This window comes from Brochothrix campestris, assembly GCF_046058945.1.
GTDB classification, from domain to species: domain Bacteria; phylum Bacillota; class Bacilli; order Lactobacillales; family Listeriaceae; genus Brochothrix; species Brochothrix campestris.
This window is the reverse complement of the sequence record NZ_CP175511.1, coordinates 1,663,058-1,675,954: the sequence shown is the minus strand read 5'-3', so window position 1 is coordinate 1,675,954 and position 12,897 is coordinate 1,663,058. Positions and strand designations below refer to the sequence as shown.

General features: G+C 43.4%; 13 protein-coding genes. 9 read left to right on the top strand and 4 right to left on the bottom strand.

The genetic code is table 11. The features are described 5' to 3' along the window. The first annotated feature begins 5 nt into the window (after positions 1-5). The 8 genes from ACJYYY_RS08260 to holA all read left to right on the top strand — a co-directional run bounded on the left by ACJYYY_RS08260 (position 6) and on the right by holA (position 7,037). Positions 6-578, top strand: coding sequence for a nicotinate-nucleotide adenylyltransferase (locus ACJYYY_RS08260; RefSeq protein WP_035315592.1), 573 nt, complete (start codon positions 6-8; stop codon positions 576-578). Continuing rightward, a complete protein-coding gene (gene yqeK / locus ACJYYY_RS08255) occupies positions 568-1,158 on the top strand; it encodes a bis(5'-nucleosyl)-tetraphosphatase (symmetrical) YqeK (RefSeq protein ID WP_035315593.1) in 591 nt (196 codons plus the stop codon). Before ACJYYY_RS08260 ends, yqeK begins: the two co-directional genes overlap by 11 nt. Continuing rightward, positions 1,151-1,504, top strand: a complete 354-nt coding sequence (rsfS, locus tag ACJYYY_RS08250; protein WP_035315627.1) for a ribosome silencing factor — start codon at positions 1,151-1,153, stop codon at positions 1,502-1,504. Before yqeK ends, rsfS begins: the two co-directional genes overlap by 8 nt. After that, on the top strand, positions 1,449-2,237 hold the full coding sequence (locus tag ACJYYY_RS08245; protein ID WP_408868816.1) for a class I SAM-dependent DNA methyltransferase: 789 nt from the start codon (positions 1,449-1,451) through the stop codon (positions 2,235-2,237). Before rsfS ends, ACJYYY_RS08245 begins: the two co-directional genes overlap by 56 nt. A 221-nt stretch (positions 2,238-2,458) precedes the next feature. Next, positions 2,459-3,061 (top strand): helix-hairpin-helix domain-containing protein, encoded by a 603-nt coding sequence (locus ACJYYY_RS08240; protein WP_035315595.1) that lies wholly within the window; start codon positions 2,459-2,461, stop codon positions 3,059-3,061. A gap of 79 nt (positions 3,062-3,140) precedes the next feature. Next, positions 3,141-3,686 carry a ComE operon protein 2 gene (locus ACJYYY_RS08235; RefSeq protein ID WP_035315596.1) on the top strand — a complete coding sequence of 182 codons (546 nt, stop codon included), beginning with the start codon at positions 3,141-3,143 and terminating at the stop codon, positions 3,684-3,686. A gap of 16 nt (positions 3,687-3,702) precedes the next feature. Then, entirely contained in the window at positions 3,703-5,964 is a 2,262-nt protein-coding gene (locus ACJYYY_RS08230; protein WP_408868815.1) for a DNA internalization-related competence protein ComEC/Rec2, read from the top strand. A gap of 68 nt (positions 5,965-6,032) precedes the next feature. Beyond that, positions 6,033-7,037: a DNA polymerase III subunit delta gene (gene holA / locus ACJYYY_RS08225; protein WP_408868814.1), complete on the top strand. Its 1,005-nt coding sequence runs from the start codon at positions 6,033-6,035 to the stop codon at positions 7,035-7,037. 52 nt (positions 7,038-7,089) lie between these two features. On the opposite strand, the gene thrB is transcribed toward holA, so the two are convergent. From thrB to rpsT, 4 genes are all read right to left on the bottom strand, one after another. Continuing rightward, positions 7,090-7,965, bottom strand: a complete 876-nt coding sequence (gene thrB / locus ACJYYY_RS08220; protein WP_035315628.1) for a homoserine kinase — start codon at positions 7,963-7,965, stop codon at positions 7,090-7,092. Next, positions 7,961-9,019, bottom strand: coding sequence for a threonine synthase (thrC, locus tag ACJYYY_RS08215; protein WP_035315599.1), 1,059 nt, complete (start codon positions 9,017-9,019; stop codon positions 7,961-7,963). Before thrC ends, thrB begins: the two co-directional genes overlap by 5 nt. A gap of 3 nt (positions 9,020-9,022) precedes the next feature. Then, entirely contained in the window at positions 9,023-10,303 is a 1,281-nt protein-coding gene (locus ACJYYY_RS08210) for a homoserine dehydrogenase (protein WP_035315600.1), read from the bottom strand. 174 nt (positions 10,304-10,477) lie between these two features. After that, positions 10,478-10,732, bottom strand: a complete 255-nt coding sequence (gene rpsT / locus ACJYYY_RS08205) for a 30S ribosomal protein S20 (protein ID WP_029091252.1) — start codon at positions 10,730-10,732, stop codon at positions 10,478-10,480. Positions 10,733-11,055: 323 nt separating this feature from the next. On the opposite strand from rpsT, the gene lepA reads away from it, so the two are divergent. Then, positions 11,056-12,873 carry a translation elongation factor 4 gene (gene lepA, locus ACJYYY_RS08200; RefSeq protein ID WP_408605193.1) on the top strand — a complete coding sequence of 606 codons (1,818 nt, stop codon included), beginning with the start codon at positions 11,056-11,058 and terminating at the stop codon, positions 12,871-12,873. Positions 12,874-12,897 lie beyond the last annotated feature (24 nt).

Below are 12,897 nucleotides of genomic sequence, written 5' to 3'. Positions count from 1 at the left end.
TAACAATGACAAAACGTGTTGGTATACTAGGTGGCACATTCAATCCACCTCATTTTGGACATTTATTTATAGCCGAACAAGTTTTCGAGGCTTATCAATTAGATGAAATTCGGTTTTTACCTAATGCAATCCCACCGCATAAAGCAGTGGTTGATGGCATTACTGATGAAGCGCGTATCGCTCTAGTGAAGGGGGCAATTGCAAACAATACCCACTTCACTATTGATACACGTGAAATCACTCGCGGTGGAAGTTCATATACGTATGATACAATGTTAGAAATGAAACAGTTAGAACCAGATGTACAGTTTTATTTCATCATCGGCGCCGATATGGTTGAATATTTACCGAAATGGTACAATATAAATAAACTGATGGAACTTGTAACATTTATTGGAGTAACGAGAAAAGGTTATAGATTACAATCAGACTACCCGATTGAAACGCTTGCCTTACCGTTGATGGATTTATCATCATCAGCGATTAGAGCGCAGCTTAAAGCAGGCCAATCAGTTCGTTATATGGTACCTGAAAATGTCTATTACGCGATAAAGGAGAGCCAATTTTATGAATCGTGAAGAAGCATTAGAACGAGTGAAACCACATTTGACTGAACAGCGTTACATTCACACATTAGGTGTTGAAAAAACGGCAGTTGAATTAGCCCGCAATCATGGTGTCAATCCCGAAAAAGCGAGCTTAGCAGCGATTTTTCATGACTACGCTAAAATTCGTGACATCGATGAAATGCGTCATATTATTATTAAAGAAGATTTAGACCAAAGTTTACTCGAGTATCATCCCAATCTATGGCATGCTCCAGTTGGTGCGGTCTTAGTGAATAAGGAGATTGGAATTGATGACTCTGAAATTTTAGGAGCTATCACGTTTCATACAACCGGTCAACGTAACATGTCGACACTTGAAAAAATTATTTTTGTTGCTGATTACATTGAACCAAACCGTGAATTCCCTGGAGTTGAAGAAGCGCGGGAACTGGCGAAAATATCATTGGATGAGGCCGTCCGGTTTGAATTATCACAAACGATGAATTATTTAATTCAACGGAAGCAACCTATTTTCCCTGATACATTTGAAGCGTACAATATGATCACAAAACAGTTAAAAGAAGAAGGAGAGCGAAATTTTGATAAATAGCAAAGAGGTATTAATGTTCGCAACGAAAGCTTGCGATGATAAACGAGCAGAAGAAATTATAGCTTTAGATATGACTGCGATGGGGTCAATGACAGATTACATTATTATTTGTCACGGGAACTCTGAAAAACAAGTTAAAGCCATTGCAACAGAAGTAAAAGACCAAGCGCATGAACACGGTATTGATGTCGGTCGCATTGAAGGTATTTCAGCATCACGTTGGGTCTTAGTTGACTTAGGCGATGTTGTCGTTCATGTTTTCCATAGCGAAGACCGTGAATACTACAACCTTGAAAAATTATGGGGCGATGCACCAACGATGGATGTATCTGCAGCTTTCGCTTAAGATGGAAAATTACGATACGTTTCCCCTCGTTTACGATGATTTAATGGATAAATCACTGTATGAAAAATGGGTCAACTTTGTCGTACGTCATAGTACGCATAACACCTCGTTATTGGATTTAGGCTGTGGTACTGGTGAGTTTGCTCTGCGCTTAGCAGAGCGATACGATGTCTCTGGTCTCGATTTAGCAGCGAATATGTTAGTGTTGGCGCAAGAAAAATTCACCCGAGCAAACATCGGAATTCCGTTGTTTGAAGCGAATATGCTTGATTTTGATTTAGGCCAAACATTCGAGACAATCACATGCTTAAGTGATTCGCTCAATTACATGCCTGATGAAGCAAGCGTCTTAAACGTGTTTGAACGCGTACTGGCCCATTTATCCGACACGGGCACCTTTATCTTTGATGTGCATAGCACACATAAGGTCGATGTCTTGTTTGATAATTATGTCTTTGCCGATAATGATGACGATGTGTCATTTATTTGGCGCTCATTTAAAGGCGAGCATGACCATAGCGTTGAACATGATCTTTCGTTCTTCTTATATGATGAAGAAATGGACATGTACACTCGTCGTGACGAGTTACATTGTGAACGCACCTATCCGATTGCAACGTACGAACGTCTCTTAGCAGCGGCGGGCTTTCAGTCTGTAAAAGTCTGTGCTGACTTTACTGATGACGCACCAACTGCAACATCAGAGCGCTTGTTCTTCGTTTGTCACAAATAAAATAGTAGAAGTCTCATCAAACGTAGCCCCCGTGCACAGTGATGAGACTTTTTTTATGCGTTTTTTTTAGCAGGATAACCAATTTTACAGGGGCACTACTTACAAAAAGGAGCTTTTTAAACGGTAACTACAGTTTTATAAGTTAAGTTCATGGGAACAATTGTGGTCAAAAAGAGGTAAGCCATCCCCAATCACGTATAAGGATAGTGAGGAGGACTGTGATGAATCGAATCAGAACGTTCTACGAGCTTTATCGTATCCGTGTTATTTGCGGAGTGGCAATCGTCGTTATCATTGTTAGTATTGCTGTCGTACTCAGGCAACCAATAGCCACACCCCGACAGGTTCAAACAATTGCCCCGCCAGTAGTCGAACATACGACTGACACACCTGCTCTACCAACGCATGTGTTTGTCGACATTAAAGGGGCTGTTAAAGAGCCTAATGTGTATGAGATGGCCACCGATGCTCGTGTTAAAGATGTCATTCAACGGGCAGGAGGATTGCTCCCTGAGGCTGACGAAACACAAATTAATTTAGCGCAGAAGGTAACGGATCAAATGGTCATTTATGTCGCTGTTGACGGCGAACAAACAACAGCGATAGCAGGCAATGCTGCTAATGACAGCCCAACAAAGGTGAATTTGAATGAGGCCGAACTGGAACAGTTGCTGACGGTGCCAGGTATTGGTCCAGCTAAAGCCGCAGTTATTCTTGCTTATCGTGAAGAAAATGGGTTGTTTTCAAGAATCGAAGATTTATTAGCAGTGAGCGGTATCGGTGAGAAAACGTTGGAACGCTTGAGTGACTATTTAGAAGTGTAACAATCTGCAACTGAAGTGTTGACGTAAGTGAAGTTGTGTGACTATACTGATAATAGTTTAAAAAAAGGAGTGGCACACAATGGGAAGAATTACGTGGGAACAATATTTCATGGCACAAAGTCATTTGTTGGCTTCACGCAGTACATGTGACCGGCTAATGGTTGGGGCTACAATTGTGCGTGATAATCGTATTATCGCAGGCGGGTATAACGGCTCTGTCGCTGGGGAAACACATTGTATCGATGAGCAATGTTTAATGGATCATGGGCATTGTATTCGAACGGTTCATGCTGAAATGAATGCCATTTTACAGTGTGCTAAGTTTGGTGCCTCAACTGAAGAGGCGGAATTATACGTGACACACTATCCATGCGTTAATTGCAGTAAGGCAATTATTCAAGCGGGTATAAAAAAGGTATCCTATGCTAAAAACTATCATAATCATCCGTATGCCGAGCAATTATTTGAACAGGCTGGCGTGGCGTTGCACTATGTGCCACTAGAAGAGATAAATAATATTAAAACAGCAGAACCACTTAAAAAGGAAATTGTAGCGGCCTTAAAACAACTGCCTGACTCGATTGAACACGACGCCTTAATTAGGGCAGTTAAGACCCAACTATAATGCGGGAGGTGAGGGAATGCCACGTCATCTGTTAATTGTGAGTGTCATCGTAACATTGATGGCTTTGACACAAGAGCAGGTGGTGGTATTGACCTGCCTTTTTTTAATGAGCAGCCTCTATGGACTCATCTACCGTCAATGGTTAGCGTTGGTCACCGTCATCATGTATGTCACGCTAATAATACCGGTGCCACAACCATCACAACCGATTTTTTCCGAACCTTTTGTACTGCAAGCCATTGCGATTGATGGCGATTATGTACAAGCCGTCGTTAAACAGGGCAACAGCCGGACTAAACTAACAGGGACGATTGACAGCTTTGCGCAAAAACAGCAGCTTGAAACATTCGCTCCCGGACAACAGCTACACATCGAGGCCGAATTGAGGCCAATGCAACAGCGGCGTAACCCGCAGCAATTTTCTGAAAATGAGTATTTAAAAAGGCAACGGATTGATTATGTAGCAACCATGACGGAGATGACGGCACTCTCTACGGAAACGGTTGGCGTGATTAATCGTCTCGCGCACCTGCGACAACTGTTGATGCAACAAATTGAACAACGTGCCTCGAAACGAGTCGTGGCCTATACGCATGCCTTGATTTTTGGTGATCGCTCAGCCATTGCGCCTGATGTCACGAAGGCCTATCGCGATTTAGGCGTAATTCATTTACTCGCGATTTCAGGACTGCATGTAACCTTAATAGGAGGGGGCTTGTTTGTCGGTTTGCTAATCATGCGTTGTTCCCGCGCAACGGCTGCCATGCTGACGATTGCGTTTTTGCTCGTATTTGCTGTTATGGCAGGCGCCAATGCACCAGTAGTACGAGCGGTAACGATGATGGTCTTACTATTGGTCAAAGAGTTGTCGCCGCTAAGGTTTACAACCTTCACCGCCTTAATCCTCAGCTATAATTTGCAGTTGATACGCGATAGCTATCAACTTTTTCAGATTGGTTTTCAACTGTCGTATGCCGTTTGTTTAGGACTCGTACTGAGCCGTCAAATCATTGCGCGTTATCGCTATAAACCGCTTCAATTAGCAATTGTCTCTTACATGGCGACAGTGTTTACACTGCCCATTTTAAGTTATCATTTTTTTCAGTTTTCATTGGCAAGTGTCTGGGCCAATAGTTTGTTCGTGCCTTTTTATACCGCGCTATTAATTCCGGTTGTTATACTGAGCGTTATTTTAATCCCGCTGCAGTTGATGCCCGCTTTCGCAAACAACACACTCGAATGGCTTCTCCTGAAAAGTGAAAGACTTGCCCTTTATTTTTTGGACTGGCCAGCAACTGTTTACGTCACTGGCCGCGCGCCACCAGTTAGTTATTGGCTGTTAGGCTGCTTAATTGTGTATGTGTTTGTTTGTTGGGAGAATCACCGTTTTATCAAGCGCACTCAGGTGCTGCTATGGCTGTTTATTGCGTCACTGCCACTCCAAACACAGTGGGCCAATGGCGGGATGATTGCCCTGCTTGATGTTGGTCAAGGTGATGCCCATTTTATTCAATTACCAAACCGTCAAGGGACGATGTTGATCGATACCGGGGGTAAATACGTGTGGCAGAAGCCTGCTGCTTGGCAACAACGGCAAAAAGCACCGTTTACAATTGGTGAAAATGTGGTGAATCCGACCTTGAAAAGTTGGGGGATTCGTCACCTTGATAAAGTGGTCATCACCCATAGTGATTATGACCACATGGGTGCCTTGTTGGAGGTCGCTGCAGAACTATCGATTGGTGAACTGATTATCGGCAAAGGAGCAGCAGCTGATCCTTTGATGGCGAGTATGTTAGCACAGTTACAAACGGTTAAGCAGCGGGAAGTGAAAGAAGGTGATACGATAATGCTCGGTGTAACTCAATTTACCGTGTTAAATCCGTTGCCTGAGGGTGGGATTGGCGAAAACGAACATTCGGTCGTCTTAAGTGCTCGATTGGATGAACAAAATTGGTTGTTTACAGGCGATATGGAAATCGCCCAAGAAAAACGGTTGATGAAACAGTATCCAACCTTGGCAATGGATTTTTTAATGGTCGGTCATCATGGTAGTAAATTTTCAACAGACGCAGACTTTGTCGCTCAAATTGGCCCAAAGGAGGCGTGGATTTCAGTCGCGCAAAACAGCCAATACGGGCATCCTCATCCTGAAGTGTTGGCAATTTTAAATCAACAGCAGGTAAAAATACGCAGTACAGCGGAGAGTGGTGCAATTGTGTATCGTTTTAATGGTAAGAAACCGCGGATTGAGCTGACAATCACCCCGTCAGACTGATAGTCGATAATCACTCGGATATCAGTTATAATAAAGGTAAGTAGCTGTAAGAATGTGGGGATGACAAAATGATCAAAGAATGGCAAGCAATCGAACGGGGCGAATTTGCACCGATTTATTTAATTACAGGAACGGAATCATACATTATTCAAGAAACAATTAAGCGCATCGAGATGGCTGCCTTAGCCGATGATGAGGCGGAGTTTAACTATGCGAACTTTGATTTAACGGAGGTGCCAGTTGAACAGGCGATTGCCGAAGCCGAATCAGTCCCTTTTTGGGGGGAGCGGAAGGTGGTTGTCTTGCAACGACCGACCTTCTTGACGACTGAAAAAAGCAAACTTGAACACCAAACGGATAGTTTCGCCCATTACATCGAGCAACCTGTTCCTTTTACTGTTTTGGTGATTGTTGCTGGTGTTAATAAATTGGATGCGCGTAAAAAAATCAGTAAAGCCTTGCAAGAACAAGCAGTTGTGATTGATGCGTCTGCACCGAACGAACAAGGGATGCAACGATGGTTAACCGCACATGCCCAACAGTTAGGGATGGATTATGAGCCCGCCGCGATGGATGAATTACTCGTCTTGACGAATTTTCAATTGTCGGTGGCGCTTAAAGAACTCGAAAAAATCGCTTTGTATGTCGCTGGTGGCGTCATGACGAAGGCGATTGTCGTTGACATGGTTGTACGCTCGCTCGAACAAAACGTCTTTCAACTGACCGAAAAAGTCGTTAATAAACAAACAGGTGAGGCGTTACAAATATACCGTGACCTTATAAAACAAAAAGAAGAGCCGATTAAAATACTAGCATTGTTAATCAGTCAGTTTCGTCTGATGAATCAAGTCAAAATTATGAAACGAAAAGGCTACAGTGATCCGGAAATGGCTCGAACCTTAAAGGTACATCCATACCGTGCGAAGTTAGCGGCCCAATCAGTCCGTCACATCGAATTGGCACCATTACAAACAGCAATGGCCTTGTTAGCCAAAGCGGATTTTGAATTGAAAACAGGACGGGGTTTGCCCGTCCAAAAAGTGGAATGGTTTATTTTTCATTGGAATGCCTAACTAAAAGAGCGACCGCACTACTCGATATCAGTCGAGAGGTGCGGTCGCTCTTTTAGTTAGAGCTTGATGAATCGCTTTGTACGCCATGAACATCGACCTGTAAGCGTGTAAGGGTCGCGTTAGCATCATACTGTTGCAAGGTAGTCATAATCACGTGTGACTGTGATGGAGGGCTGAGAACGAGGACAGTCGGTCCAGCACCTGATAAACAGCAGCCATAAGCACCTAACGGACTGACGAGCGTGCGGATGTTCGTTAAGTCAGGCACGAGTGCCTGGCGATAATGTTCATGCAATAAATCGGCAGCCATCATTTGGCCAACCTGTGCGAGGTTACCGCTTAATAAACTCGCGACCATCACATTGCTAATGGCGCTTGCCTTAACTGCTGTTTGATAGGACAAGGTTGTCGGTAAGACACCACGACTTAAGCTTGTTGCTAATTCTGTCGAGGGAATAAAGGCAATCAGATCACAGTCAGGAAAAGCGTGCTGTGTATAATGCGTCTGGTCACCGAGTTGCACAGCCACAACCAATCCACCAAAGACAGCCGGAGCAACATTATCAGGATGTCCTTCAATCAGTGTTGCTAACCGCATTTTTTCGGCACGACTCCAATGGAGTTGCCCCCAACTGTCAGCCAGTTCAATCCCGGCCACAATCGCAGCCGCACTACTGCCTAAGCCACGCGTTGACGGAATGTCGCAGGTCATCACTAAATGGTGAGGCGGCATCGTTGGCGCAAACCGAAGCGCTGTCTGAATGATGAGATTAGATTCATCGGTTGGAATTGACGCGCCTAATTGATGGTCAACAGACCACCTCACTGCAGGTGTTGCACTCAAAGTTAAATAAAGAGACAGTGCCAGACCACAGGAATCAAAGCCAGGGCCGAGATTGGCTGTCGTAGCAGGCACCTTTATCTTAATCATTTTTAGTCGCAGCAGCTAAGTAGGCTGCGATTTCATCGTACGTGTTGAGGTTATGGACCTTAGCAGGCACCTTATTAATGGCCGAGTCAGGGTCTTTCAAACCATTACCAGTAAAGACAGCGACGACTGTTTCACCGGGTTTGATTTTGCCGGCCTTCACATGCTTAATGACACCCGCTAATGAGGCAGCTGAACCCGGTTCGATGAAGACACCGTCGCGTCGAGCCACCGCCTTGTAAGCTGCTAAAATCTCATCATCTGAGACTGCATCGATGTAACCACCAGATTCATTACGCGCTGCTTCGGCAAACGCCCAACTGGCAGGATTGCCAATTCGAATCGCTGTCGCAAATGTTTCGGGAGCAGCAATGGGTGCGCCTTGAACAATGGCAGCGGCGCCTTCAGCCTCGAAACCGTGCATCCGTGGCAGCCCGCTTTGTTGGGCAGCATCAAATTCTTTAAAACCTTTCCAATAGGCCGTAATATTACCCGCGTTGCCGACTGGGATAGCAAGCACATCAGGTGCTTTTCCAAGTTGTTCAACCACTTCGAAGGCGGCTGTTTTTTGCCCTTCAATCCGATAAGGATTCACCGAGTTAACGAGCGTAACGGCTTCTTTTTCGGCAATATCACGTACCATTTTGAGGGCGTCGTCGAAGTTGCCGTCAATTGAAATGATATCGGCCCCATACATTACCGCCTGTGCTAATTTACCGAGCGCAACCTTGCCTTCAGGAATCACAATGTAAGCTTTTAAGCCCGCCCGTGTTGCATAGGCTGCGGCTGCGGCTGAAGTATTACCTGTTGAGGCGCAAATAACGGCTTTGGCGCCATCTTCTTTGGCCTTGGCAACAGCCATCACCATGCCGCGGTCTTTAAAGGAACCGGTTGGATTCACGCCTTCTGTTTTGGCATATAAAGTAATGCCGAGCTCGGCCGATAGATGAGGCAGGGGCACTAAGGGGGTGTTGCCTTCGTGTAGCGAAAGAGCAGGTGTGTTTTCTGTTACGGGTAAATAAGCAGCATATTTAGCTAATAATCCTTTATACATAAATTAATCCTCCACTCGGTAATGTGAATGAACCACAATCCCATTGTCATTTTTTAAGGCAGCAAGCGCTTCATGTAAATTGGCACGACTAGTTGTATGCGTAATCACAACGACGGTCGCTTGATCATCGTTTTCAGGCAGCTGTAAAATGCGACTGAAACCGATGTTCTGTTCTGTGAATCGTTGGGTCATCTTTAAGAACGTACCTGTTTCATCAGTCATTTTGAGACGGACGAAGTATTTGGCATAGCAGTTGGCATCAGCTAATTTGTTCGTCTCGTGCACATACGAGTTAAAGACATTGCCCGTTGTACCAAGCTTGATGTTTTTGGCGATACTAATAATATCGCTCACGACACTGGAAGCGGTCGGTAATTCACCTGCGCCAGGTCCATAGTACATTGTTTCGCCAGCAGCTTCACCAATAACAAACACCGCATTGTTTTCGTTATGAACACCTGCCAATGGATGTGTCTTTGGTAAGAGCGTCGGTGTCACGCAGACATCTACTGCACCATTCGTCTCTTCTGAAATACCGAGCAATTTAATGGTATAGCCAAGTTGGTCGGCCAGCTTAATCTCGTCAACCGTTAAGTTGCGAATCCCAGTTGCAGACACATCGTCTAACGAAACATTCATCCCGAAGCTGAGGCGCGTTAAAATTACCATTTTGCGAGCGGCATCAATCCCGTCAACATCGTTGGTCGGATCGCTTTCGGCAAAACCTAAAGCTTGAGCTTGTTGCAGCGCATCGTTATATGTAAGGCCTTCACTGGTCATTTTAGTGAGCATGAAATTAGTTGTACCGTTGACGATACCCATTACTTTTTTGAGATGGTCTGATGCTAAGCCGTTGACAATTGTTCTTAATATCGGAATCCCGCCCGCAACACTCGCTTCGTAAAAGAGGTCACAGTTATTTTCACGCGCAATTGTAATTAAATGATCACCGTGTAAGGCGATTAAATCTTTGTTGGCAGTCACGACATGTTTACCCGCCTGTAAGGCTTTTACGACATAGTCATAGGCCGTTTCTATCGTACCCATTACTTCGACAATAATAGCAATTGAAGGGTCACCGATGACATCGTTCGCATTGGTCGTTAAAGTGATACCTGTATTTTCGTAACGTCGTGCTTTGCTTAAATCACGCACAAGCACTTTCGTAATGGCAATATCATACCCTGTAATTTGACTGATTTTATCTTGATGTTCATTTAAGATGCGGACAACACCACTTCCGACTGTACCGAATCCAAGAACACCAACGTTTAATGATGACATAAAAGACCTCCTTCTAATTTCTATTGTTATTAAGTTCAGAATAATGCGACTTTTTAGAAATTAATAAACTCAGTATATAAAAAATATCAAAATAAAGCAACCTCATGACAAAAATTCGGGGCTTCTTTAAAAATGAGCACAAAAAAAGAGCCTAATGAAAGGCTCTTTAAGAGATTATTTAGCTAATTTTTTAGCAAGACGTGATTTACTACGGTCTGCTTTGTTTTTGTGAATCAAACCTTTTGAAACAGCACCATCAAGTTTTGAAACAGCTTGGCTATATAATTCACTTGTGTTATCAGCGTTAGCTACAACAGCAGCATCGAATTTACGAACTGCAGAACGAACAGCAGCACGTTGTGAAGATTTTAATTCGTTACGAGTTTCTGTTTGTTTTACGCGTTTAATTGCGGATTTAATGTTAGGCATTTATGTCACCTCCGTTGAAATAATCATACTATGGCTCATCTAATTAGATAGCTCTAATTCCAACCATAAGACAGACTTAATTATATATGAAAACGTGTGGGAATGCAAACCTCAAATTTAAATTTCTTTTTACAGTCAGAATTCCCCACAATCCAACCGTAAGTTGCCAATTATTTCAGGCTACTATATAATGAATAAGAGTTGCCTTTTTAAAGGCGAAACGAACAGACGAATGACTAAATTGAGCGGACAATCGTTCGCGTTAACCAATAAATTAGTGTTTGTAAAGAGTGATAGGAGTGGACAAATTGGATTTAAACGAAATGAAAGCACGTCAAAAAAATATCCGAAATTTTTCAATCATTGCCCATATTGATCATGGGAAGTCAACATTGGCTGACCGGATTCTAGAAAAAACGAACGCCTTAACCCATCGTGAAATGAAACATCAACTGCTTGATTCGATGGATTTAGAACGTGAACGTGGAATTACGATTAAATTGAATGCCGTGCAATTGAGCTACGATGCCAAAAATGGTGAAACGTATACCTTCCATTTAATCGATACACCGGGACATGTCGATTTCACCTATGAAGTATCCCGTAGTTTAGCTGCCTGTGAAGGGGCTGTGCTTGTGGTCGATGCCGCTCAAGGAATCGAAGCACAAACGTTAGCAAACGTTTATTTAGCATTAGATAACGACTTAGAAATTATCCCTGTGATTAATAAAATCGATCTACCAGCGGCTGAGCCTGAACGTGTTCGTGCTGAAATTGAAGATGTCATTGGTCTAGATGCAAGCGATGCTGTCTTGGCATCAGCAAAAGCAGGAATCGGGATTGAAGAAATCTTAGAACAGGTTGTTGAACTTGTGCCTGCACCAACCGGTGATCTTGAAGCGCCCTTACAAGCCCTTATTTTTGACTCTGTTTACGATGCGTATCGTGGTGTAATTACGAGTATTCGGGTGATGAGTGGAACGGTTAGAGCTGGCGATAAAATCTTTATGATGCAAACGGGTAAGTCATTTGAGGTAACTGAAGTCGGCGTCTTTAATCCGAAAGTATCACCACAAGAAGTGTTAATGGCTGGTGACGTTGGTTACTTAACAGCTGCGATTAAACAAGTGGCTGATACGCAAGTGGGTGATACAATTACACATGCAGATAACCGTGCCGCCGAAGCGTTACAAGGGTATCGTAAAATGAATCCGATGGTGTATTGTGGTCTTTATCCAATTGATTCATCTGACTATGTTGATTTACGCGATGCGCTAGAAAAACTTGAGTTAAATGATTCAGCCTTACAATACGAAGCCGAAACATCTCAAGCGCTCGGTTTTGGTTTCCGTTGTGGTTTCTTAGGCTTATTGCACATGGAAATCATTCAGGAACGGATTGAACGTGAATTCAACATTGATTTGATTACGACCGCTCCAAGTGTTATTTATCATGCAACCTTAACAGATGATACTGAAGTAATTATTTCAAACCCATCTGAAATGCCTGATCCTTCAACGGTAGCCTTTATTGAAGAACCATACGTTCAAGCCTCAATTATGGTGCCGAATGAATACGTTGGATCTGTAATGGAATTAACGCAACGTAAACGTGGAAACTTCATTACAATGGATTATATGGATGACATTCGCGTCAACGTGAAGTATGAAATTCCATTATCTGAAATCGTCTATGACTTCTTTGACCAATTGAAATCGAACACCCGTGGCTATGCGTCACTCGATTACGAAATCATTGGTTACCGTCAATCGAAATTAGTGAAGATGGACATTTTATTAAATGCTGAACCAGTCGATGCCTTAAGTTTTATCGTTCACCGTGATTTTGCCTATGATCGTGGTAAAGTTATCGTTGATCGTTTGCAAAAATTAATTCCACGTCAACAATTCGAAGTGCCAATTCAGGCAGCAATTGGAAATAAAGTCGTGGCGCGTTCAACGATTAAAGCGTTGCGTAAAAATGTCTTGGCTAAGTGTTATGGTGGGGATATCTCACGTAAGCGTAAATTGCTCGAGAAACAAAAGGCGGGTAAAAAACGGATGAAATCAGTGGGATCGGTCGAAGTGCCGCAAGAAGCGTTCATGGCGATTCTTAAAATTGATGAAGAACCGAAAAAATAAGCAAAAACAGTTGTGGCTCAGGCT

What these genes read in the sequence shown, in the direction of transcription:
- ACJYYY_RS08260 (WP_035315592.1), top strand. Translation starts at nt 6, where the DNA reads ATGACAAAACGTGTTGGTATACTAGGTGGCACATTCAATCCACCTCAT.
- yqeK (WP_035315593.1), top strand. Translation starts at nt 568, where the DNA reads ATGAATCGTGAAGAAGCATTAGAACGAGTGAAACCACATTTGACTGAA.
- ACJYYY_RS08240 (WP_035315595.1), top strand. Translation starts at nt 2,459, where the DNA reads ATGAATCGAATCAGAACGTTCTACGAGCTTTATCGTATCCGTGTTATT.
- ACJYYY_RS08235 (WP_035315596.1), top strand. Translation starts at nt 3,141, where the DNA reads ATGGGAAGAATTACGTGGGAACAATATTTCATGGCACAAAGTCATTTG.
- ACJYYY_RS08230 (WP_408868815.1), top strand. Translation starts at nt 3,703, where the DNA reads ATGCCACGTCATCTGTTAATTGTGAGTGTCATCGTAACATTGATGGCT.
- holA (WP_408868814.1), top strand. Translation starts at nt 6,033, where the DNA reads ATGATCAAAGAATGGCAAGCAATCGAACGGGGCGAATTTGCACCGATT.
- thrC (WP_035315599.1), bottom strand. Translation starts at nt 9,019, where the DNA reads ATGTATAAAGGATTATTAGCTAAATATGCTGCTTATTTACCCGTAACA.
- ACJYYY_RS08210 (WP_035315600.1), bottom strand. Translation starts at nt 10,303, where the DNA reads ATGTCATCATTAAACGTTGGTGTTCTTGGATTCGGTACAGTCGGAAGT.
- rpsT (WP_029091252.1), bottom strand. Translation starts at nt 10,732, where the DNA reads ATGCCTAACATTAAATCCGCAATTAAACGCGTAAAACAAACAGAAACT.
- lepA (WP_408605193.1), top strand. Translation starts at nt 11,056, where the DNA reads ATGAAAGCACGTCAAAAAAATATCCGAAATTTTTCAATCATTGCCCAT.